The following is a 21,386-nucleotide window of genomic DNA, read 5'->3' as shown; positions in this document are numbered from 1 at the left end:
CAGATCGCCATCTTCCGCGCGGCCTGCGCGGCCATCCGGGATGCTGGAGACCATCGACGCCGCCCGCTCCGGAGGACCCCATGATCGCTCAGTCCAAGATCTTCGCCGCCGCGGTCTCGGCTGCGGCCATCGTCGCCCTCGCCGGGTGCGCCTCCGGCGCCGGCACCGACGCCGACGAGACGCAGGCCGGCTCCGACTACGTGACCGAGGGCAAGCTCACGGTCGGCACGGGCGAGCCGGCGTACTACCCGTGGGTCATCGACGACGATCCCGAGTCGGGCGAGGGCTTCGAGTCGGCCGTCGCCTACGCCGTCGCCGAGGAACTCGGCTTCGCGCCCGAGGACGTGGTCTGGGTGCGCACCACCTTCGACCAGGCCATCGCACCCGGCCCGAAGGACTTCGACTTCAACCTCCAGCAGTTCTCGATCACCGAGGAGCGCGCCGAGGCCGTCGACTTCTCGTCGCCGTACTACGAGACCACGCAGGTCGTCATCACGGTCGAGGGCTCCCCGGCAGCCGACGCCGCGTCGATCGCCGACCTCAAGCCCCTCCTCGTCGGGGCGCAGACCGGCACCACGAGCCTCGACGCGATCGAGGAGGTCATCGTTCCCGACGCGGGAGCCCAGGTGTTCAACACCAACGACGATGCCAAGCTCGCGCTCCAGGCCGGCCAGGTCGACGCGATCGTGGTCGACCTGCCCACGGCGTTCTACCTCACCGGCGTCGAACTCGACGGCGGCCTGATCGTCGGCCAGCTTCCCGGCACCGAGGGCGCCGACCAGTTCGGCCTCGTGCTCGAGAAGGACTCCCCCCTCACCGCCGACGTGACCGCCGCGGTCGACGCCCTGCGCGACGACGGCACGCTCGCCGAGCTCGCCGAGCAGTGGCTGGGCGGCGATGACACGGCGCCCGTGCTGGAGTGACTTCGCCGTCGGCCGATCGGGCGACGGAGGCGCCGCACGGCGCAACCGTCCCGCCCCCGAGCGCGACCGAGCTCGAGCGACGCGCCTACCGCAAGCGGCAGTCGGGCCGCTCGGTGCTCATCGGCCTGCTCTCGACGCTCGTGCTCGCCGTGGTCCTCGGCGCGGCCGTCCTGGGCTCGCCCGGCTGGGCGCGCGTGCAGCAGTCCTTCTTCGATCCGCAGGTCGCGCTCGACTCGCTCCCGCGCATCCTGGAGGGCCTCCTCCTGAACATCCAGGTGCTCGTCGTGGCGAGCCTCGGCGTGGCCGTCCTCGGGGTCCTGCTGGCCACGATCCGCACGCTCCGCGGGCCGGTGTTCTTCCCGCTGCGCTTCCTGGCTGCGGCCTACACCGACCTGTTCCGCGGCCTGCCGCTCATCATCGTGCTGTACCTCGTCGGCTTCGGCATCCCCGGCCTGCAGTTGACCGAGCGGATGCCGGCGGCGTTCTGGGGCACGATCGCGCTCATCCTGACCTACTCGGCGTACGTCTCCGAGGTCTTCCGCGCGGGCATCGAGGCGGTGCATCCGTCGCAGCGCCTCGCCGCGCGCTCGCTCGGCCTCAACCACCGCCAGGCGATGGTGCGCGTCGTGCTGCCCCAGGCGTTCCGCAAGGTGACGCCGGCGCTCATGAACGACTTCGTGGCCATGCAGAAGGATGTCGGGCTCATCTCGGTGCTCGGCGCCGTCGATGCCGTGCGGGCCGCCCAGATCGAGACCGCGCAGTCGTTCAACTTCACGCCGTACGTGGTCGCCGGCCTGCTGTTCGTGCTGTTGTCGTGGCCGTTCATCCGGCTCACCGACTGGCTGAGCGCGCGGCAGCGCCGCCGCGAGCAGGCGGGGAGCGTGCTGTGACCGCGAGCGACGAGCCCGAGCAGGGCGAGCGCGCGCCGCTGCTCCAGCTGACCGGCATCCGTCGCGCCTACGGCGACCGCGTCGCGCTCGCCGGCGTGGACCTCGATGTCGCGCCGCACGAGGTCGTCGCGCTCGTCGGGCCGTCCGGATCGGGCAAGTCGACGCTGCTGCGCACCGTCAACCTCACGGAACCGATCGACGACGGCGTCATCCGGCTGGCGGGGCGCGATATCAGCGACCCCCGCGTGGACGTCGACGCCGTGCGCGCCCGCATCGGGATCGTCTTCCAGTCGTACAACCTGTTCCCGCACCTCAGCGTGCTCGACAACGTCACGCTCGCCTCGCGCATCGTGCACCGGCGACCCCGCGCGGAAGCCGAGGCGCGGGGCCGCGACCTGCTCGAGTCGATCGGGCTGCTCGACTTCGCGCGCGCGTTCCCCGACCGCCTGTCGGGCGGGCAGCAGCAGCGAGTCGCGATCGTGCGGGCGATCGCCACCGAGCCCGAGCTGCTGCTGCTCGACGAGGTCACGAGCGCGCTCGATCCCGAGCTCGTCGGCGAGGTGCTCGCGCTCGTGCGCTCGCTCGCGGCGGCCGGCACCACGATCGTGATGGCCACGCACGAGATGGCCTTCGCGCGCGACGTGGCCGACCGGGTCGTGCTGCTCGATGCCGGTCGCGTCGTCGAGGATGCACCGGCGGCCCGGTTCTTCGGATCGCCGCGGGAGGCACGCACCCGCGAGTTCCTGCGGCGCGTCACGGCCGACGGGACGGGGCCCGCCGAGCACTAGTCGGGCAGGAGCCGGCCGACGACGGCGGGGATCGCCTGCGCGACGTCGAGCGCCGTCACGGGCCCGCCCTCGACGGCGTCGGTCGCGCGCCGGGCCGCCTCGGAGTGGATGAACGCCGCCGTGGCCGCGAGTCGGGTGATCGCGGTGGCGTCGGCCGTGAGCCGCTCGTGGTGCGTCGCCGCGAGCGCGCCGATGACGCCGCCGAGCACGTCGCCCGTGCCGGCGCTCGCGAGCCAGTGCGTCGACGCGGTCACGGTCAGTCGCGTCCCGTCGGGATCGCACACGTGGGTCACGGCGCCCTTCAGCAGCACGGCGACCTGCAGCTCGTGGGCCGTGCGTTCGGCCCACCCGGCAGGGTCGGCGTCGACCTCGTCGACGGTGCACTCGACGTCGCGGTCGTTCAGGAGCCGCGCGAGCTCGCGCGAATGCGGGGTGATCACCGTGGGCGCCCGGTGGCTGCCGACGAGGTCGAGTCCGCCGGCGTCGAGCACGACGGGCTCGCCCGAGGCCAGCGCGTGCTGCAGGTCGCCGGCCAGCACGAACGAGCGGTGGTCGGTGTCCATGCCCGAGCCGAGCAGCCACGCCTGCACGCGACCGGGCACCGCGACGGTCTCCGGGCGGGCCGCGAGCACGGCCTGCCGGACCGCGCGCGGACCCGTGAAGCGCACCATGCCGACCCCCGTGCGGTGCGCGGCCTCGACGCCCAGCACGGCGGCCCCCGGGAAATCGGGCGATCCCGTGATCACGCCCAGCACCCCGCGGCGGTACTTGTCGTCGGTCGCGCTCGGTGCGCTGAGCCAGTCGGATGCGTCGTCGGCGGTCCATTCGCGCCACGTGCGGGTTGCCATGCCCACAACGATAGGTTGATGAGCATGCCCACGACCATCCATGCGCCGATCGGCCTGTCTCCGCGGGTCGTCGTCTTCGACTACGGCGAGGTCATCTCCCGATCGCCGTCCCAGGCCGACCGCGACGCACTGACCGCCAGGGCGGGCGCCGACCCCGAGGCGTTCTGGCCGGTGTACTGGGCGCACCGTGACGAACTCGACCGCGGCACGCTGTCGATCACCGCCTACTGGGCGCGCGTGGCCGACGAGCTCGGCGTCGCGTGGTCGCCGATCGACGTCCACGAGCTGTGGGCCATCGACCACCGCAGCTGGCTGAGCGTCGACCCCGCGACGCTCGCGGTGCTGCACGCCCTCCGCGACGGCGGCACGCGGATGGCGCTGCTCTCGAACGCCGGCGCCGACTTCGGCGGCTGGCTGCGGCACGGCTCCTTCGCTCCGCTGTTCGAGCGGGTCTTCATCAGCGGCGAGCTCGGCATGGTCAAGCCGGGCGCCGAGGTCTACGCGCACGTGATGTCCGAGCTCGCCATCGAGGCATCCGAATTCCTCTTCGTCGACAACAAGGCCGTGAATGTCGACGGGGCGCGCTCCGTCGGCGGTGAGGGGCATGTGTTCACGGATGCCGCCGGCCTCGAGGCGTGGCTGCGGGGGCTCGCCGCATGAGCGCCCGGGAGACCGCCGCCGCGGCCGCCGCGCCCGCCTCGGCCGCCGACGCGGCGGCGCCCGCGCTGTTCCGTCCGATCACCATCCGGGGCCTCGAGATCCGCAACCGGGTGTGGGTGCCGCCGCTCTGCCAGTACTCGGTGACCGAGCTCGACGGCGTGCCCCACGACTGGCATCTCGTGCACCTGGGCTCGATGGCGGCCGGCGGGGCCGGGCTCGTGATCGCGGAGGCGACCGCGGTCAACCCGGAGGGCCGCATCTCCGACCACGACACCGGCCTGTGGAACGACGAGCAGGCCGAGGCGTGGTCGCGCGTCACGAGCTTCATCCGGTCGCAGGGGGCGGCATCCGGGATCCAGCTCGCGCATGCGGGGCGGAAGGCGTCGGTGTGGCAGGAGCACCTGCGCCGGCCCGGCTCGCAGCCGCTCGACCAGGGCGGCTGGGAGACGGTCGCGCCGTCGGCGGTCGCGTTCGACGGGCTGCGCGTGCCGGCCGCACTCGACGACGCGGGCATCCTCGCCGTGATCGAGGACTTCCGCTCCGCAGCACGGCGCGCGGTCGCGGCGGGCTTCGACGTCGTCGAGATCCACGCGGCGCACGGGTACCTCGTGCACCAGTTCCTGTCGCCGCTGTCGAACCTCCGCGACGACCGCTGGGGCGGGTCGCTGGAGAACCGCGCGCGGCTGCTGCTCGAGCTCGTCCGGGTGGTACGCGCCGAGATCGGCGAGCGGATGCCGCTCTTCGTCCGTTTCTCGGCGACGGACTGGGCGCCCGGCGGCTGGGACGAGGAGCAGACCTCGACGGTCGCCCGCTGGGCCGCCGAGGCCGGCGCGGACTTCTTCGACATCTCGACGGGCGGGCTCGTGCGCGACGTGCGCATCCCCGTCGGCCCGGCGTACCAGGCCGCGCACGCCGAGTTCGTCGGCGGACGCGCGGGCGTGTCGGTCTCGGCGGTCGGCCGGATCACGACCGCGGTGCAGGCCGAGGCGCTCGTGGCATCCGGCGCCGCCGACGCGGTGATGTTCGGCAAGGCCATGATGCGCGACCCGCACTTCGCGATGCGGGCCGCATCCGAGCTCGGCGCGGGGTCGTCGATGTGGCCGCCGCAGTACCTGCGGGCCCGGCCCGAGCTCAACGACGGCGAATGGTGACGTCCTGACCGTGCCTGCGCTCAGGCGCGCAGGCCGGCGAGCAAGGACCTCGCCTCGTCGATCGTGACGCTGGTCGGCTGGGCGAGCGCGATGATGTTGCCCTCGCTGTCGTCGAACCACGCGCCCCGTTCGCCCTCCATGTCGACGACGCCGTTCTCGGTCTTGATGCCGGGCAGGTCGTACTCGTGGAAGACGATGCCCTTGGCACGGAGGGCGGTCATGTCGCGGTCGAGGTCGTCGGTCAGGATCGAGAACGCGGTCGCCTTGTTGGTGCCCGCGAACTGGGACTCGTAGACCAGGACGCCCACGCCGCCGATCACGAACGTCTCGCCGCCCATGTCGCTCCGGACGGGATCGAGCCCGAACGCGTCGTGCCAGAACCGCTTGGCCCGACCGATGTCGGATGCCGGCAGGGTGGCCATCGCGAATGAGTTCTCGAACATGAGATCACCTCAGCCTTCTGTAGACGGGCGCAGTCTACGCCGCGCCCGCCGCGGCCGCCTCACCCCCTCCGGGTGGCGTCCTCGACCTCGCCGACGAGCTCCTCGATGATGTCCTCGAGGAAGATCACGCCGGTCGTCCGGCCCTGGTCGTCGAACGCGCGGGCGACGTGCGCGCCCTGACGGCGCATCGACGCGAGCGCATCCTCGAGGTCGGTGCCCGCGAAGATCGACACCAGGCGGCGCACGCGTTTGGCGGGGATCGGATCGTCGAACTCGTCGTCGTCGAGGTCGATCACGTCCTTCAGGTGCACGTAGCCGTCGGGTTCGCCGTCGTCACCGGCGAGCACGTAGCGGGAGAACCCGCGGCGCGCGACCGAGCGCTCGACGTCGGCCGGCGTGGCATCGGCCGGCAGGCACACCAGCTCGGACATCGGGACCGCGACGTCGCTCACGCGCTTGGTCGTGAACTCGAACGCGGCGAAGAGGGTGCCGCTCGCATCCTCGAGGACGCCCTCGCGCCGCGACTGGTCGACGATGGTCTGCACCTCCTCGAGCGTGTAGGTCGAGGTGGCCTCGTTCTTCGGCTCCACGCCGAACAGGCGCAGGACGCCGTTCGCCGTCGCGTTGAGCGCCACGATCACGGGCCGGAAGATCCGCGCGACGAACACGAGCGGCGGGGCGAGCACGAGCACGGCTCGGTCGGGCAGCGAGAACGAGAGGTTCTTCGGCACCATCTCGCCGAGCACCACGTGGAGGTACGAGACCAGCAGCAGCGCGATGATGAACGCGACCGTCGAGACGACCTCTTCCGACCATCCGGTCACTTCGAGCGGGATCTCGAGGAGGTGGTGGATCGCGGGTTCGGAGACCGTGAGGATGAGCAGCGAGCAGATCGTGATGCCGAGCTGGCTCATGGCGAGCATGAGCGTGGCGTGCTCCATGGCCCACAGCGCGGTCTTGGCGCTGCGCCTGCCGCTCTCGGCGAGCGGCTCGATCTGCGATCGGCGGGCCGAGATCACCGCGAACTCGGCGCCGACGAAGAAGGCGTTGCCGGCCAGCAGCACGAACAGCCAGGCGAGTCCGGCCCAGTCGCTCATCGCTCCACCTCCGCCATGGTGTCGGCGTGGGTTCGCGCGGTCGCCGGGGTGAACTGGATGCGGTCGATGCGGCGGCCCTCCATGCGCTGCACCCGGAAGCGGCCGCCCTCGACCTCGACCTCGTCGCCGATCACGGGCATGCGGCCGAGGGTCGCCATGACGTATCCGGCGACGGTCTCGTAGGCGCCGTCCTCGGGCACCCGGATGCCGGTGCGGTCGAGCAGCTCGTCGGGTCGCAGCATGCCGGGGAAGCTCACGAACTCGCCTCGACGGACGACGCCGGCGCGCGTGCGATCGTGCTCGTCGGACACCTCGCCCACGAGTTCCTCGACGAGGTCCTCGAGCGTGGCGACGCCCGCCGTGCCGCCGTACTCGTCGACGACGACCGCCATCTGGTAGCCGCGGCCGCGGAGCTCGCCGAGCAGCATGTCGAGCTTCATCGTCTCGGGCACGCGCAGCGCGTCGGACTGCAGCGCGGACGCGGGCACGTCGCCGCGTTTCTCGCGCGGGACCGCGACGGCCTGCTTGACGTGAACGAGGCCGACGACGTCGTCGAGGTCCTCGTCGTAGACGGGGAATCGCGAGAAGCCGGTCTGCCGGGCGAGCTCGATCACGGCCTCGGCCGGCTCGAGCCGTTGGACGGCCGCGACGCGAGGGCGCGGCGTCATGACGTCGGACGCGTCGTGCTCGGAGAACCGGAGCGTGCGCCCGAGCAGGGTCGCGGTGTCCTGCTCGAGCAGGCCGGCGCTCGCGGAGCGTCGCACGAGCGAGGAGAGCTCCTCGGCGGAGCGGGCGCCCGAGAGCTCCTCCTTGGGTTCGATGCCCATGGCGCGCAGCAGGCCGTTGGCGCTGCCGTTCAGCACCGCGATGGCCGGGCGGAACACCCAGGTGAAGGCGGTCTGGAAGGGGATCACGAGCTTGGCGGTCGCAAGCGGCAGCGCGAGCGCGAAGTTCTTCGGCACGAGCTCGCCGATGATCATAGACAGCAGGGTCGCCACGATCATCGCGGTCGTCGCGCCCACGGGCCTGATGGCTCCCTCGGGCAGGCCGAGCGCCCGGAGCGGCTCGGCGAGCAGCGACGAGATCGCGGGCTCCATCGTGTACCCGGTGAGCAGCGTGGTGAGCGTGATGCCGAGCTGGGCGCTCGACAGGTGCGTCGACGTGATCTTCAGCGCCTCGATGGTCATGCCGAGCCGGGACTCGCCCTTGGCGCGGCGGGCCTCGAGGTCGGAGCGGTCGAGGTTGACGAGCGCGAACTCGCTCGCGACGAACAAGCCCGTGCCGATCGTGAGGAGGAGTCCGATGCCGAGGAGGATCCACTCAGACATCCGCACCACCCCGTTCGGTCACGGGCGAGGGTCTATGGCCAGGGGACTTCGCAGAGGGAGGATCATCCATGGTCGAGTCAGTATATCGACGGATGCCGCGAGCCCGTCGAGCTGTAACGCCCCCGTCACAGGCCGCCCCCGCACGCCGCCCGACGCCTCACTCGGCCCGACACGCCTCGGGAGACCGTTTCCGGTTCGCTCGTGTGAACGCGCCCTCACATGAGGCCGGACGCTCGAACCACGGCCGTCCCTTCGCCACCCCGAACCACACACGTGGACGTCCCCTCACATGAGGGCGGACGCCCGAGCCCGGACGCGCACTCGCCAGCCGAACCACACACCTCAACGCGCCCTCAAATGAGGGGCGGACGCCCGAGCCCGGACGCGCACTCGCCAGCCGAAGCACACACCTCAACGCGCCCTCAAATGAGGGGCGGACGCCCGAGCCCGGACGCGCACTCGCCAGCCGAACCACACACCTGAACCCACCCTCACATGAGGGCGGACGCCCGAGCCCGGACGCGCACTCGCCAGCCGAACCACACACCTGAACCCACCCTCACATGAGGGGCGGACGCCCGAGCCCGGACGCGCACTCGCCAGCCGAACCACACACCTGAACCCACCCTCATGTGAGGGCGGCCTCATACGAGCGATCTAGAAACGTCCTCGACAGCTCGGGCGGCCATCGGCTCCGAGGGCGCGTCAGGGCGCGATCATTCGACGGCGTCGATCGCGGCGCGCGGCCGGCGTCCCCACTCGGCGCTGCGCTGTTCGGCGCGCCGCTCGGCTGCCGCACCGAAGCGATGGGGCGGGGATTCGCTCGACCGCGGCCGATCCACGAGCGGAGCGCGCCGCTCGGCCGCCCGAGCGAACCGATGGGGCGGCGATTCGCGCGACCGGGGCGGATCCACCAGCGGAGCGCGCCGTTCGACCGTGCCGTACCGGTGGTCCCAGAGCCGGAACAACCGCTCGACCTCGTCGTCGAGCGCCATGAGGAACTCGTGGCTCAACCGATAGCTGCGCGACCTGGGCTCGACCGGGTCCACCGCGGACGTGACGGCGCCGTGGTCCCGAAGCGTCCTCAGGTGATGGGAGACCGCGCTGCGCGAGACGCCGTGCTCGAGCGAGACCACATCGCCCAGGGTGCCGGCCGAGTGCTCGCCCACCGCGAGGATCTCGACGAGGCGGCGCCGCACGGGGTCGGCGAGGACGGCGAACGGGTGGGCCGGCAGCGACATGCGGTGAGCGTAGCCAGTCGCGCGGTGCGCGCGCGCCACCCGTCCACAGCCCGCCCCGCCGCCGCCCGGCCGCGGAGCCGCCCCGCGCGCTACCAGCTGACGGGCAGCGCCTTGCCCTCCTCGTAGCCGGCCGCGGACTGGATGCCGACGAGCGCGCGATCGCGGAACTCCGGCACGGTGCGCGCGCCGGCGTAGGTGAACGAGCTGCGCACGCCCGAGGTGATCATGTCGAGCAGGTCCTCGAGCGACGGACGCAGCGGGTCGAGGTAGATCGCCGACGACGAGATGCCCTCGGCGAACAGCTCCTTGCGGGCGAGCTCGTACGCCGACAGGCGGCCGAAGCGCTCCTTGACGGCCTTCGTCGAGGCCATGCCCCAGCTCTCCTTGTAGACCCGTCCGTCGGCGTCGCGGCGCAGCGTGCCCGGCGCCTCGATCGTGCCGGCGAACCACGAGCCGATCATGACGGATGCCGCGCCCGCGGCGAGCGCGAGGGCGACATCCCTCGGGTACCGCACTCCCCCGTCGGCCCACACGGCCGCGCCGGCCTCGCGCGCGGCCTCGGAGGTCTCGAGCACCGCCGAGAACTGGGGGCGCCCGACCGCGGTCATCATGCGCGTCGTGCACATCGCGCCGGGTCCGACGCCCACCTTCAGCACGTCGGCGCCCGCCTCGACCAGGTCGGCGACCGCGTCGGCGGTGACGATGTTGCCCGCGACGACCGGGATGCCGAGGCCGGCGCCCTTGACCGCGCGCACCGCGGCGATCATCCCCTCCTGGTGGCCGTGCGCCGTGTCGACCACGAGCATGTCGACGCCCGCCGCCACGAGCGCGCGCGCCTTGGCCTCGACGTCACCGTTGATGCCGATCGCCGCGGCGACGCGGAGGCGGCCGGACGCATCCGTGTTGGGCTCGGACACCGTGCCGCGCAATGCGCTGCGCCGGCTCAACGTGCCGACCACGCGCCCGTGCTCGAGGACCGGCGCGAAGTCGAGACCCGCGTCGACCATGAGGTCGAAGGCCCGCCGCGGCGTGCCGACGTCGTCGGCGTCGAGCGACGGGATGGCGCCGTGCACGAGGTCGCCGAGCCGCGCGTCGGGCAGCGCCGTCGCGAGGCGCGAAGCGGGGATGGTGCCCGCGTACCGCCCCTCGTCGTCGTGCAGCACGATGCCGTGGCCCTCGACCGGCGGGAGGACCTCGAGCGCGTCGGCCGCGGACTGGTCGGCCGAGAAGGCGTGCGGCACGTCGAAGCGGGCGGGCCGCGACTTCACCCAGCGGATCGCGTCGTCGAGCTCCTGCAACGGCAGGTCCTGCGGCAGCACGCCGATGCCGCCGCGACGTGCGAGCGTCGCCGCCAGGCGGGGGCCGGTGACGGAGTTCATGTTCGCCGAGACGATCGGGATCGACGCGCCCGAACCGTCGTCGGGGGCCAGCGAGACGTCGAGCCGGCTCGTCACGCCCGACCGGCTCGGCACGAGGAAGACGTCGGAGTACGTGAGGTCGTGCCGCGGCGTCGTGCGGTAGAACTGCATGTCGTTCACGCTATACCTGCACGGTCCCGCGCTTCCCCGGAAGGGGTTTAGGCTTGTCAGGGCGTCCCGCGCCGCGCTGCGCGCCACGCCGCCAAGGTGAGCAACCATCAATGGAGAGAGTGGGCGAGAGGCTGTGTCGAGCCAATTGACCGGGTCGGGGTCCGACGAGACGACGTCGGCGGAGTTCGGAGCCAACGAATGGCTCGTGGACGAAATGTACGAGCGGTTCCTCGCCGACCCGCAATCGGTCGACGAGACCTGGCGTCCGGTTCTCGAGCACTACCGCCGGATCCGCACCGGCGAAGCCGCCGCACCTCACGCTCCTGCGACGATCCCCGACGAGGCCGAGGTGCTGCGCGCCGCGAACGAATCGGCCGACGGCGCGTCCGTCGCCGCACCGCAGGCGCCCGCACCCCAGGCGCCGGCTCCCGCCGCCGAGGCGCCGGTGCCCGCTCCAGCGCAGCCCGCCCCGGCTCCCGCCGCCGAGGAGCCGGTGCCCGCACCCGCGCAGCCCGCCCCGGCGACCCACCAGCCCCCGGCGACGACCGCGCAGCCTGCCGCATCCCACCCGGCGACCGCGCCCAGCCCGGTCATCGGCCAGGCACCCGAGGCGCGCACGACCTCGGTCGCACCGCGCACCGCGCCCGTGCCCGCCGACGTGCCCGTCACCAGCCCGCAGCCGAAGGCCGAGGCGGGCGGGCGCGAGGAGGAGATCGTCCCCCTGAGGGGCATGCCCAAGACCCTCGCGGCCAACATGGACGCGTCGCTCACGGTCCCGACCGCGACGAGCGTGCGCACCGTGCCGGCCAAGCTCATGATCGACAACCGGATCGTGATCAACAACCACCTCCGCCGCACGCGCGGCGGCAAGGTGTCGTTCACGCACCTCATCGGGTGGGCGCTGATCCAGGCGCTCAAGGAGTTCCCGAGCCAGAACGTCTACTACGCCGAGGTCGACGGCAAGCCGAGCGTCGTCAAGCCGGCGCACATCGGGCTCGGGATCGCGATCGACATCCCGAAGCCCGACGGCACCCGTGCCCTGCTCGTGCCCGCGATCAAGCGCGCCGAGACGATGACCTTCAACGAGTACCTCGGCGCCTACGAGGACCTGGTGTCGCGCGCGCGCGGCAACAAGCTCACCGCCGACGACTTCAGCGGTGCCACGATCTCGCTGACGAACCCCGGCGGCATCGGCACCGTTCACTCGGTGCCGCGCCTCATGAAGGGCCAGGGCTGCATCATCGGCGCCGGCGCGCTCGAGTACCCCGCCGAGTTCCAGGGCGCGAGCGAGAAGACCCTCGCCAACCTCGCGATCGGCAAGACGATCACGCTCACCTCGACCTACGACCACCGCGTCATCCAGGGCGCGGGTTCGGGCGAGTTCCTCAAGAAGGTGCACGAGCTGCTCATCGGCGAGCGCAACTTCTACCAGGACCTCTTCGCCGCACTCCGCCTGCCCTACGAGCCCATCAAGTGGAACGAGGACATCTCCGTCGACATCGCCAGCGCGATCGACAAGACGGCCCGCGTCCAGGAGCTCATCAACTCGTTCCGCGTACGCGGCCACATGATGGCCGACACCGACCCGCTCGAGTACGTGCAGCGCTCGCACCCCGACCTCGACATCGAGAGCCACGGCCTGACCTTCTGGGACCTCGACCGCGAGTTCGTCACGGGCGGCTTCGGCGACAAGCGCACAGCGCTCCTCCGCGACATCCTCGGCGTGCTCCGCGACTCGTACTGCCGCACGATCGGCATCGAGTACATGCACATCCAGGACCCGGTGCAGCGCCGCTGGATCCAGCACCAGGTCGAGCGCAAGTACGAGAAGCCCACGCACGACGAGCAGATGCGCATCCTCGGCAAGCTCAACGAGGCCGAGGCGTTCGAGACGTTCCTGCAGACCAAGTACGTCGGCCAGAAGCGCTTCAGCCTCGAGGGCGGCGAGTCGATGATCGCGCTGCTCGACGAGGTGCTGCAGGGCGCCGCCAAGGAGGGCCTCGACGAGGTCGCCATCGGCATGGCGCACCGCGGCCGCCTCAACGTGCTCACCAACATCGCCGGCAAGACCTACGGCCAGGTGTTCCGCGAGTTCGAGGGCACGCAGGAGACCCGCGGCTTCTCCGGCTCGGGCGACGTGAAGTACCACCTCGGCACCGAGGGCACCTTCACCGCCGACGACGGCCAGCAGGTGCCCGTCTCGCTCGCCGCGAACCCCTCGCACCTCGAGGCCGTCGACGGCGTGCTCGAGGGCATCGTCCGCGCGAAGCAGGACCGCAAGCCGATCGGCTCGTTCTCGGTGCTGCCGATCCTGATCCACGGCGACGCGGCCATGGCCGGCCAGGGCGTCGTCGTCGAGACCATGCAGATGTCGCAGTTGCGCGCGTACCGCACGGGCGGCACCATCCACATCGTCGTGAACAACCAGGTCGGCTTCACCACCGTCCCCGGCGATGCGCGCTCCTCGATCTACTCGACCGACGTGGCCAAGGCCATCCAGGCGCCGATCTTCCACGTCAACGGCGACGACCCCGAGGCCGTCGTCCGCGTGGCGGAGCTCGCGTTCCGCTACCGCCAGGAGTTCAAGCGCGACGTCGTCATCGACCTCGTCTGCTACCGCCGTCGCGGCCACAACGAGGGCGACGACCCGTCGATGACGCAGCCGCTCATGTACAACCTCATCGAGGCGAAGCGCTCGGTCCGCAAGCTCTACACCGAGGCGCTCGTCGGCCGCGGCGACATCACCGAGGAGGAGTACGAGAACGCGCACCGCGACTTCCAGGACCGCATGGAGCGCGCGTTCGCCGAGACGCACGCCGTGCAGACCGGCGCGATCCCCGTCGTCGGCGCGAACGACTCGCAGCATTCGCACGAGCCCGTGTCGGGCGAGCTCGAGACGACCGGCGTGTCCACCGAGGTGGTCCACGCCATCGGCGACGCGTTCAACAACAAGCCCGCCGGGTTCACCACCCACCCGAAGATCCAGCAGCTGCTGGCCAAGCGCGTCGACATGAGCCGCAACGGCAAGATCGACTGGGGCTTCGGCGAGCTGCTCGCCCTCGGCTCGCTGCTGCTCGAGGGCACCCCGGTGCGCCTCGTCGGCCAGGATGCACGCCGAGGCACGTTCGTGCAGCGCCACGCCGTGCTCCACGACCGCGTCAACGGCCAGGAGTGGCTGCCGCTGCAGAACCTCTCCGACCAGCAGGCGCGCTTCTGGATCTACGACTCGCTGCTGAGCGAGTACGCGGCGATGGGCTTCGAGTACGGCTACTCGGTCGAGCGCGCCGACGCGCTGGTCATGTGGGAGGCGCAGTTCGGCGACTTCGCCAACGGCGCCCAGACGATCATCGACGAGTTCATCTCCTCGGCCGAGCAGAAGTGGGGCCAGCGCTCGAGCGTCGTGCTGCTGCTCCCTCACGGCTACGAGGGGCAGGGACCCGACCACTCCAGCGCCCGCATCGAGCGGTACCTGCAGCTGTGCGCGGAGAACAACATGACCGTGGCCCGGCCGTCGACGCCCGCGTCGTACTTCCACCTGCTGCGCCGCCAGGCGTACCAGCGGCCGCGTCGACCGCTGGTGGTGTTCACGCCGAAGGCCATGCTGCGCCTGCGCGGCGCGACGAGCGAGGTCGCCGACTTCACCGAGGGGCGGTTCGAGCCCGTCATCGACGATGCCCGCATCACCGACAAGCAGGCGGTCAAGCGCGTCGTGTTCCTCTCGGGCAAGTTCTACTACGACCTGGTCGCCGAGCTCGAGAAGAACCCGAACCCCGAGGTCGCGGTGGTCCGGCTCGAGCAGTACTATCCGCTGCCCGGTGCCGACCTCAAGGCGATCGCCGACAGCTACCCGAACGCCGAGCTGGTCTGGGCGCAGGAGGAACCCGAGAACCAGGGCGCCTGGCCGTTCTTCATCATCGAGACGAACAAGCTCGGCCCGCGCGAGGTGCGCGTCGTCGCCCGTGCGGCGGCCGCGTCACCCGCGACCGGCTCCGCCAAGCGGCATGCGACCGAGCAGGCCGACCTGGTCAGGCGGGCCCTGACCCTGTAAGCCCGCCACCGACGCGCGACGAGCGGATGTCTCCTCGGAGGCATCCGCTCGTCGCATCGGTGGGCCCGGGCGGGGCGAGCCGGCCGCGGCGGTGTCGTGGGCGATGCCGCGGCCGGCGGTCTCTCACGGGACCGGCGCGGCCTCGCGCTCGCGCTCGGCCTCGGGCTCAGCGTCGGGCTCGGGCGGCGCCGCGTGGACGCCGTGCACGCGCTGCTCGCGGACGAGGCGGCTCGGCCACCAGACGGCTCGCCCGATGTCGTACGCGGCGGCGGGCACCAACAGGGTCCGGACGAGGAACGTGTCGAGCAGCACGCCGAACGCCACGATGAACGAGATCTGCGCGAGGAACAGGATCGGCAGGACGCCCAAGGCGGCGAAGGTCGCCGCGAGCACGAGGCCGGCAGAGGTGATGACCCCGCCGGTGAGGCGCAGCCCGCGGAGGATGCCCTCGCGGGTGCCGTGTGCGATCGACTCCTCGCGCACCCGCGTCATGAGGAAGATGTTGTAGTCGACGCCGAGGGCGACGAGGAACACGAACCCGAACAGGGGAACCGACGGATCGGCGCCCGGGAATCCGAACACGAACTCGAACACCAGCGCCGACACCCCGAGCGCGGCGGCGAACGAGAGCACGACGCTCGCGATGAGCACGAGCGGGGCGACGATCGCGCGCAGCAGCAGCATCAGGATCACGAGGATCGCGAGCAGCACCAGCGGGATGATCACTCTCTGGTCGGCGACCGCCGCCTCGTTGGTGTCGAGCGCGACGGCGGTGGGCCCGCCCACGAGCACGCCTTCGCCCACCTCGTCGAGCCGCTCGCGGAGGTCGACGACCGTGGCCTCGGCCTCCGCCGAGTCTGCGGGGTCGTCCAGCGTCGCCTGCAGGAGCACCGTGCCGTCGACGACGGTCGGCTCGGGCGCCGGAGTGCCGGGCGGGCCGAACGCCTGAACCCCGTCCTCGGTGACCGGCGCGCTGCCCGCGGGCGAGTCGGCCGAGAGCACGGCGACGGACGCCACGCCCGCGGTCGAGAGCGCCACGTCGGCCATCTCCTGGAGGTCGTCCTCCGGGCCGATGATCACGGCGGGCGTGCCCGAGCCGCCCGGGAAGTGCTCGCTCACGAGCTCCTGCCCGTCGCGCGCCTGCGACTCGCCGAGCACGAACTCGCTCGCCGGGACGCCATCGGCGTCGAGGCGCACCAGCCCGAGCGCCATGACGCCGAGGAGCAGGGTCGAGAGGATCCAGACGACGCGGGGCCGCCGCGCGACGACCCGTCCGACGGCGCCCCACAGGCCGCGCTCGCCGGCGTCGGCCGCGTCGACGGTCGCCGAGTGACGGCCGTGCGCGGCGTTCGCCGGATCGTCGGCGGACGCGAGGGGCGTGACCTCGGGCCGTGCGATCCGGCGCGGCCAGAACGCGACTCGGCCGGCCCACAGCAGCAGCGCCGGCAGCAGCGTGAGCGCGGCGAGCAGCGCGAAGGCGATCCCGATCGCCGCGACGGGCCCGAGGATCTTGTTCGAGTTCAGCTGGCTCGCCAGCAGGATGAGCAGTCCCACGATGACGGTGCCCGCGGACGCCGCGATGGGCTCCCACGAGCCCTTGAGCGCCGCCCACGTGGCATCCCACCGTCGCTCGTGGCTCGCCAGCGCTTCGCGGTAGCGCGCGATGTACAAGAGCGCGTAGTCGGTCGCCGCCCCGATCACGAGGATGAAGAGGATGCCCTGGGTCTGCCCGGACAGCAGCAGCAGGTCGGCGTTCGCGAGCTGCACGACCGTGAACACCGACGCGGTCAGTGCGGAGAGGCTCGTGAACAGCACGATGATCGGCAGCAGCGGCGAGCGGTACACCACGATGAGGATCACGAGCACCGCGGCGAGGGCCACCGCGAGCAGCAGGCCGTCGATGCCGGAGAACGCCTCGACGAGGTCGGCCGTGAACCCGGCCGGCCCGGTGACGGCGGCGGTCGTGCCCTCGATGGCGGCGTCCTCGAGCAGCGCGCGCAGCTCGTCGATGGTGGCACTCGAGCCCTCCTCGCCGTCGGCGGGCGCGATGGACGCGACGAACTGAGCCGCCTCGCCGTCCTCGGAGGGGATCACAGGGGACGTCTCGTCGGCGACCACGCCCTCGAGGTCGACCGCGTCGTCGCGGAGCGCCTCGACGTCGGCGAGCTGCGACTCGCTGAGATCGCTCCCGTCGTCGGTCGCGACGATCACGATCGCGGGGACGTTGTCGGAGTCGCGGAACCCCTCCTGCAGCTCGTTCACCTCGGTCGCCTCGGCCGAGGCGGGCAGGAAGGAGGCCTGGTCGTTCTGCTGCACGTCGGAGAGCGTGCCGAACGCGGCGCCGCCCGCGCCGAACAGCGCGAACCAGATGAGGATGAGAACGGTGGGGATCAGCGCGCGGAGCCAGACGGGGACGCGTCCGGCGCGGCGGGTGGCGGGGGCATGCTCGTTCATCGTCCTCGACGGTACGGAACGGATGCCGTGCCGCGCGTCCATCGAAAGTTCGGACGCGCGCCGTGCTTCAGTCGACGAGTGCGCCGTGCTCCGACTGGATGGTGCGGATGCGCGTCAGCACGATCGAGCGGAGCTCCTCGGGGGCGCTCTCGCGGCACGCGCGCTGCACGACCTCGGTGATGGTGACGCCGACGCGCAGTTCCGCACGGCAGTCCGCGCAGTTCTCGACGTGCTCGCGGATGTCGGCGGCATCCTCGCGGCACAACTCGTTGTGCAGGTACTCCTCGAGTTCGGCCCTGGCCTTCTCACAGCCGCAGTCGGTCATTTCGCGCTCCTGGTGGTTCGTGCCGCCGGCTGCGCTGCGGCGAAGCCGCGCTCGCGGGCGTAGTCGGCGAGGGACTCGCGCAGCAGTCGCCGGCCACGGTGCAGGCGGCTCATCACGGTCCCGATCGGGGTGTTCATCATGTCGGCGATCTCCTGGTAGGAGAATCCCTCGACGTCGGCGAAGTACACGGCGAGGCGGAAGTCCTCGGGCAGGGCCTGCAGCGCATCCTTGACGGCGGAGTCGGGAAGGTGGTCGATCGCCTCGGCCTCGGCGGAACGGCTCGAGGACGCGGTGGTCGACTCGGCCCCGCCGAGCTGCCAGTCCTCGAGGTCGTCGATGGTGCCCTGGTACGGCTCGCGCTGCTTCTTGCGGTACGTGTTGATGAAGGTGTTCGTGAGGATGCGGTAGAGCCACGCCTTCAGGTTCGTGCCCTGGGTGAACGACCCGAACGCGGCGTACGCCTTCACGAACGTCTCCTGCACCAGGTCCTGCGCGTCGGCGGGATTCTTGGTCATGCGGAGGGCGGCCGCGTAGAGCTGGTCGATGAAGGGCAGCGCCTGCTCCTCGAACAGTGCGCCGAGGTCGCGCGTCTCGTCGTCGGCCCGAGTCTCGTCGGCCGGGGCTGCAGTGTCGTCGCCGGTCATCACGGGCCATCCTAGATCGTCGGCCTGCATGACGGCCGGGGGTTCCAGCACCGCTACGGACACGCGCACCACTCCTTCCCCGTTCGCCGGACGCTACTGTTGGTAACCGATGCAGGTATCGAGGTATTCCGCGCCAGAATTCGATCCGTACGGCGACAATCGTCCCGGCGAGTCCGATGACGGATGGCGCGCGCCCACGGCGTCCGGCCCGATCGCGGCCACGGTGTCGCTGCCCGGTTCGAAGTCGCTGACGAACCGCGAGCTCGTGCTCGCGGCGCTCGCCGACGGCCCGTCGGTGCTGCGCGCGCCGCTGTGGTCGCGCGACAGCGAGCTCATGGTCGAGGGCCTGCGGCAGCTGGGCACGCGGTTCGAGCGGATCCCGGGCGACGGCGGCTTCGGCGACGACCTGCGGGTGATCCCGGCCGACGAGCTCGTGGGCTCCACCACGATCGACTGCGGTCTCGCCGGCACCGTGATGCGCTTCCTGCCGGCCGTGGCCGCCCTGGCGCTCGGACCGACGACGTTCGACGGCGACGAGACGGCGTACCGCCGGCCGATGCGGGGCGTCATCGACGGACTGCGCGGCCTGGGCGTCGACCTCGACGACGACGGCCGCGGCACGCTGCCCTTCACCGTGCACGGCTTCGGTCGCGTCGAGGGCGGCGAGCTCGAGATCGACGCGTCGGCCTCGAGCCAGTTCGTGTCCGGGCTCCTGCTGTCGGCACCGCGGTTCGAACGCGGGCTCGACCTCGCGCACACCGGCGAGCGCCTGCCGAGCCTGCCGCACATCGAGATGACCATCGACACACTCGCCCGTCGGGGCGTCCGGGTCGAGCAACCGGCCATCGGCCGCTGGCGCGTCGCCCCCGGGCCGATCGCGGCGCGCGACGTCGACATCGAGCCCGACCTGTCGAACGCCGCGCCGTTCCTCGTCGCGGCGCTCGTCGCGGGCGGCTCGGTCACGATCACGGGCTGGCCCTCGGAGACCGCGCAGGTCGGTGCGCAGCTGGCCGACCTCCTGCCGCGGTTCGGGGCGCGCGTCGATCGCGACGGCGATCGGCTCACGGTGCGCGCACCCGAGCCCGGCGCCGACGGGAGCCGGGGCATCCGCGGAGTCGACCTCGACCTGTCCGAGGCCGGCGAACTGGTCCCGAACCTGGTCGCACTCGCCGCGTTCGCCGACGGGCCGAGCACGATCACCGGCATCGGCCACATCCGCCATCACGAGACCGATCGGCTCGCGGCGCTCGCGGCCGAGCTGAACGGCCTCGGCGGACGCGTCACCGAGCTCGACGACGGGCTGCGCGTGGAACCGGCCCCCCTCCACGGCGGCGCCTGGAAGGCCTATGCCGATCACCGCATGGCCACCACCGGCGCGATCGTCGGGCTCGCCGTCGACGGCGTCGTCATCGACGACGTCGGCTCGACCTCCAAGACGCTCCCGCAGTTCACCGAGCTCTGGGGGCGGCTGCTCGGATGAGCTGGTGGGAGACGGACGACGACGAGGACGAGCCCGAGTACGACGAGTCCGACGTCCGCGTCCGCCCCAACCGCCGCGGCAGCCGACCGCGCACCAAGGTACGGCCCGAGCACGCCGATGCCGAGGCCGGAATCGTACTCGGCGTCGATCGGGGCCGGTACGCCGTGCTCGTCGACGAGGGCGAGCCGTCCGAGCGCGAGATCACGGCCGCCCGGGCGAGCGAGCTGCGCCGCAAGTCCGTGGTCACGGGCGATCGCGTCGACCTCGTCGGCGACACGTCAGGCGACGAGGGCACGCTCGCGCGGATCGTGCGCATCCAGGAGCGCACGACGCTGCTCCGACGCAGTGCCGACGACACCGACGCCGTCGAGCGCGTGATCGTCGCCAATGCCGACCAGATGCTCATCGTCATCGCCGCGGCGAACCCCGAGCCCCGCGTCCGCCTCGTCGACCGCTACCTGGTCGCCGCCTACGACGCCGGAATCACGCCGATCGTGTGCGTCACGAAGACCGACCTCGCCGACCCCGCGCCGTTCCTGGCGAACTTCGCGGGGCTCGACCTCCCGGTGTTCCTGAGCCGCGCCGACGCGATGCCGCTCGACGCGATCACCGACCGGCTGGTCGGCCACCGGACCGTGTTCGTCGGGCACTCCGGCGTCGGCAAGTCGACGCTCGTGAATGCGCTCGTGCCCGACGCGAACCGCGCGACCGGGCACGTCAACGTCGTCACGGGCCGCGGACGCCACACCTCGTCGTCGACCGTGTCGCTCCGGCTCCGCGACGGCGACCGCACCGGCTGGGTGATCGACACGCCGGGGGTCCGCTCGTTCGGCCTCGGGCACGTCGACCCCGCCAACCTGCTCGGCGCGTTCACCGACCTCGCACGGATCGCCGAGGACTGTCCGCGCGGGTGCACGCACCTGCCCGGCTCCCCCGACTGCGCGATCATCGAGGCGGTCGAGGCGGGCGAGCTCGGCGAGTCCGGCCGGGTGCGGCTCGACTCCCTGCAGCGACTGCTCGCGACGTTCGCCTGATCGCGTCGCCATACGATTGGGGCATGACCGACGCTCGACTCGCCGCCGGCGACCTCGCCCCCGACTTCACCCTTCCCGACCAGGACGGCACGCCCGTGACGCTGTCCTCGTTCCGCGGGCAGAAGGTGGTCCTCTACTTCTATCCCGAGGCCATGACGCCCGGCTGCACGACCGAGGCGTGCGACTTCCGCGACAGCCTCAACTCGTTCGCGTCGGCCGGCGTCCGGGTGGTGGGCGTCTCCAAGGACGACACCGCCAAGCTCAAGCGGTTCGCCGAGCGGGACTCGCTGAACTTCCCGCTCCTCTCCGACACCGACCTCGCCGTGCAGCAGGCGTACGGCGCCTGGGGCGAGAAGTCGCTCTACGGCAAGACGGTGACGGGATCCATCCGCTCGACCTTCCTCATCGACGAGGACGGTCGCATCGCCAAGCCCATGTACAACGTCAAGGCCACCGGCCACGTCGCCCGCATCCGCAAGGAGCTCGGCCTCGACGACTGAACG

At 71.8% G+C, this 21,386-nt stretch carries 18 protein-coding genes; 9 read left to right on the top strand and 9 right to left on the bottom strand.

The genetic code is table 11. The features are described from left to right. The first annotated feature begins 80 nt into the window (after positions 1 to 80). Genes ACZ4TW_RS12940 through ACZ4TW_RS12930 form a run of 3 tightly spaced genes read left to right on the top strand, consistent with a single transcriptional unit; the run spans position 81 to position 2,601 of the window. A complete protein-coding gene (locus tag ACZ4TW_RS12940) occupies positions 81 to 923 on the top strand; it encodes an ABC transporter substrate-binding protein (RefSeq protein WP_465543137.1) in 843 nt (280 codons plus the stop codon). Further along, a complete protein-coding gene (locus ACZ4TW_RS12935; RefSeq protein WP_465543136.1) occupies positions 920 to 1,813 on the top strand; it encodes an amino acid ABC transporter permease in 894 nt (297 codons plus the stop codon). The genes ACZ4TW_RS12940 and ACZ4TW_RS12935 overlap by 4 nt, the downstream gene beginning before the upstream one ends. Next, the gene (locus ACZ4TW_RS12930) at positions 1,810 to 2,601 is read left to right on the top strand and encodes an amino acid ABC transporter ATP-binding protein (protein ID WP_465543135.1); all 792 of its coding nucleotides are present in this window, start codon (positions 1,810 to 1,812) and stop codon (positions 2,599 to 2,601) included. Before ACZ4TW_RS12935 ends, ACZ4TW_RS12930 begins: the two co-directional genes overlap by 4 nt. Here the strand turns inward: ACZ4TW_RS12930 and ACZ4TW_RS12925 are convergent. Further along, positions 2,598 to 3,449: an ADP-dependent NAD(P)H-hydrate dehydratase gene (locus tag ACZ4TW_RS12925; protein ID WP_465543134.1), complete on the bottom strand. Its 852-nt coding sequence runs from the start codon at positions 3,447 to 3,449 to the stop codon at positions 2,598 to 2,600. The two genes, ACZ4TW_RS12930 and ACZ4TW_RS12925, sit on opposite strands and share 4 nt — an antisense overlap. An 18-nt stretch (positions 3,450 to 3,467) precedes the next feature. Between ACZ4TW_RS12925 and ACZ4TW_RS12920 the strand changes: the two genes are divergently transcribed. Together ACZ4TW_RS12920 and ACZ4TW_RS12915 are read left to right on the top strand one after the other, a co-directional pair. Beyond that, entirely contained in the window at positions 3,468 to 4,109 is a 642-nt protein-coding gene (locus ACZ4TW_RS12920; RefSeq protein WP_465543133.1) for an HAD family hydrolase, read from the top strand. Continuing rightward, entirely contained in the window at positions 4,106 to 5,260 is a 1,155-nt protein-coding gene (locus ACZ4TW_RS12915; RefSeq protein WP_465543132.1) for an NADH:flavin oxidoreductase/NADH oxidase, read from the top strand. Before ACZ4TW_RS12920 ends, ACZ4TW_RS12915 begins: the two co-directional genes overlap by 4 nt. A gap of 20 nt (positions 5,261 to 5,280) precedes the next feature. Here the strand turns inward: ACZ4TW_RS12915 and ACZ4TW_RS12910 are convergent, their stop codons facing one another. From ACZ4TW_RS12910 to guaB1, 5 genes are all read right to left on the bottom strand, one after another. Beyond that, on the bottom strand, positions 5,281 to 5,703 hold the full coding sequence (locus ACZ4TW_RS12910) for a VOC family protein (protein WP_465543131.1): 423 nt from the start codon (positions 5,701 to 5,703) through the stop codon (positions 5,281 to 5,283). Between the two features lie 59 nt (positions 5,704 to 5,762). Beyond that, positions 5,763 to 6,800, bottom strand: a complete 1,038-nt coding sequence (locus ACZ4TW_RS12905) for a hemolysin family protein (RefSeq protein WP_465543130.1) — start codon at positions 6,798 to 6,800, stop codon at positions 5,763 to 5,765. Continuing rightward, positions 6,797 to 8,128, bottom strand: coding sequence for a hemolysin family protein (locus ACZ4TW_RS12900; protein ID WP_465543129.1), 1,332 nt, complete (start codon positions 8,126 to 8,128; stop codon positions 6,797 to 6,799). The genes ACZ4TW_RS12905 and ACZ4TW_RS12900 overlap by 4 nt, the downstream gene beginning before the upstream one ends. 716 nt (positions 8,129 to 8,844) lie before the next feature. After that, a complete protein-coding gene (locus ACZ4TW_RS12895; protein WP_465543128.1) occupies positions 8,845 to 9,369 on the bottom strand; it encodes an ArsR/SmtB family transcription factor in 525 nt (174 codons plus the stop codon). Between the two features lie 89 nt (positions 9,370 to 9,458). After that, entirely contained in the window at positions 9,459 to 10,898 is a 1,440-nt protein-coding gene (gene guaB1 / locus ACZ4TW_RS12890) for a GMP reductase (RefSeq protein ID WP_465543127.1), read from the bottom strand. Between the two features lie 133 nt (positions 10,899 to 11,031). On the opposite strand from guaB1, the gene ACZ4TW_RS12885 reads away from it, so the two are divergent. Then, a complete protein-coding gene (locus ACZ4TW_RS12885; RefSeq protein WP_465543126.1) occupies positions 11,032 to 14,946 on the top strand; it encodes a multifunctional oxoglutarate decarboxylase/oxoglutarate dehydrogenase thiamine pyrophosphate-binding subunit/dihydrolipoyllysine-residue succinyltransferase subunit in 3,915 nt (1,304 codons plus the stop codon). Positions 14,947 to 15,069: 123 nt separating this feature from the next. Here ACZ4TW_RS12885 and ACZ4TW_RS12880 read toward each other — a convergent pair whose 3' ends face one another. From ACZ4TW_RS12880 to ACZ4TW_RS12870, 3 genes are all read right to left on the bottom strand, one after another. Next, positions 15,070 to 17,400 (bottom strand): MMPL family transporter, encoded by a 2,331-nt coding sequence (locus ACZ4TW_RS12880; RefSeq protein ID WP_465543125.1) that lies wholly within the window; start codon positions 17,398 to 17,400, stop codon positions 15,070 to 15,072. Positions 17,401 to 17,467: 67 nt separating this feature from the next. After that, positions 17,468 to 17,725 carry a zf-HC2 domain-containing protein gene (locus tag ACZ4TW_RS12875; protein WP_465543124.1) on the bottom strand — a complete coding sequence of 86 codons (258 nt, stop codon included), beginning with the start codon at positions 17,723 to 17,725 and terminating at the stop codon, positions 17,468 to 17,470. Then, the gene (locus ACZ4TW_RS12870; protein WP_465543123.1) at positions 17,722 to 18,369 is read right to left on the bottom strand and encodes a sigma-70 family RNA polymerase sigma factor; all 648 of its coding nucleotides are present in this window, start codon (positions 18,367 to 18,369) and stop codon (positions 17,722 to 17,724) included. Before ACZ4TW_RS12870 ends, ACZ4TW_RS12875 begins: the two co-directional genes overlap by 4 nt. Positions 18,370 to 18,478: 109 nt before the next feature. Here ACZ4TW_RS12870 and aroA point away from each other — a divergent pair, with 109 nt between their 5' ends. The 3 genes from aroA to bcp are packed head-to-tail and all read left to right on the top strand — an operon-like array spanning position 18,479 to position 21,383. Continuing rightward, complete coding sequence (gene aroA / locus ACZ4TW_RS12865) at positions 18,479 to 19,849, top strand: 3-phosphoshikimate 1-carboxyvinyltransferase (protein WP_465543122.1); 1,371 nt, start codon at positions 18,479 to 18,481, stop codon at positions 19,847 to 19,849. Further along, the gene (gene rsgA, locus ACZ4TW_RS12860) at positions 19,846 to 20,883 is read left to right on the top strand and encodes a ribosome small subunit-dependent GTPase A (RefSeq protein ID WP_465543121.1); all 1,038 of its coding nucleotides are present in this window, start codon (positions 19,846 to 19,848) and stop codon (positions 20,881 to 20,883) included. Before aroA ends, rsgA begins: the two co-directional genes overlap by 4 nt. Positions 20,884 to 20,906: 23 nt before the next feature. Then, positions 20,907 to 21,383 carry a thioredoxin-dependent thiol peroxidase gene (gene bcp / locus ACZ4TW_RS12855; RefSeq protein WP_465543120.1) on the top strand — a complete coding sequence of 159 codons (477 nt, stop codon included), beginning with the start codon at positions 20,907 to 20,909 and terminating at the stop codon, positions 21,381 to 21,383. Positions 21,384 to 21,386: the final 3 nt, after the last annotated feature.

The sequence above is a fragment of the Agromyces sp. NPDC029043 genome, from assembly GCF_055564615.1.
The sequence above is the reverse complement of the archived record's forward strand: the minus strand, read 5'-3'. Positions and strand labels throughout refer to the sequence as shown.

What these genes read in the sequence shown, in the direction of transcription:
- ACZ4TW_RS12940 (WP_465543137.1), top strand. Translation starts at nt 81, where the DNA reads ATGATCGCTCAGTCCAAGATCTTCGCCGCCGCGGTCTCGGCTGCGGCC.
- ACZ4TW_RS12925 (WP_465543134.1), bottom strand. Translation starts at nt 3,449, where the DNA reads ATGGCAACCCGCACGTGGCGCGAATGGACCGCCGACGACGCATCCGAC.
- ACZ4TW_RS12920 (WP_465543133.1), top strand. Translation starts at nt 3,468, where the DNA reads ATGAGCATGCCCACGACCATCCATGCGCCGATCGGCCTGTCTCCGCGG.
- ACZ4TW_RS12915 (WP_465543132.1), top strand. Translation starts at nt 4,106, where the DNA reads ATGAGCGCCCGGGAGACCGCCGCCGCGGCCGCCGCGCCCGCCTCGGCC.
- ACZ4TW_RS12910 (WP_465543131.1), bottom strand. Translation starts at nt 5,703, where the DNA reads ATGTTCGAGAACTCATTCGCGATGGCCACCCTGCCGGCATCCGACATC.
- ACZ4TW_RS12905 (WP_465543130.1), bottom strand. Translation starts at nt 6,800, where the DNA reads ATGAGCGACTGGGCCGGACTCGCCTGGCTGTTCGTGCTGCTGGCCGGC.
- ACZ4TW_RS12900 (WP_465543129.1), bottom strand. Translation starts at nt 8,128, where the DNA reads ATGTCTGAGTGGATCCTCCTCGGCATCGGACTCCTCCTCACGATCGGC.
- ACZ4TW_RS12895 (WP_465543128.1), bottom strand. Translation starts at nt 9,369, where the DNA reads ATGTCGCTGCCGGCCCACCCGTTCGCCGTCCTCGCCGACCCCGTGCGG.
- guaB1 (WP_465543127.1), bottom strand. Translation starts at nt 10,898, where the DNA reads ATGCAGTTCTACCGCACGACGCCGCGGCACGACCTCACGTACTCCGAC.
- ACZ4TW_RS12880 (WP_465543125.1), bottom strand. Translation starts at nt 17,400, where the DNA reads ATGAACGAGCATGCCCCCGCCACCCGCCGCGCCGGACGCGTCCCCGTC.
- ACZ4TW_RS12875 (WP_465543124.1), bottom strand. Translation starts at nt 17,725, where the DNA reads ATGACCGACTGCGGCTGTGAGAAGGCCAGGGCCGAACTCGAGGAGTAC.
- ACZ4TW_RS12870 (WP_465543123.1), bottom strand. Translation starts at nt 18,369, where the DNA reads ATGACCGGCGACGACACTGCAGCCCCGGCCGACGAGACTCGGGCCGAC.
- aroA (WP_465543122.1), top strand. Translation starts at nt 18,479, where the DNA reads ATGCAGGTATCGAGGTATTCCGCGCCAGAATTCGATCCGTACGGCGAC.
- rsgA (WP_465543121.1), top strand. Translation starts at nt 19,846, where the DNA reads ATGAGCTGGTGGGAGACGGACGACGACGAGGACGAGCCCGAGTACGAC.
- bcp (WP_465543120.1), top strand. Translation starts at nt 20,907, where the DNA reads ATGACCGACGCTCGACTCGCCGCCGGCGACCTCGCCCCCGACTTCACC.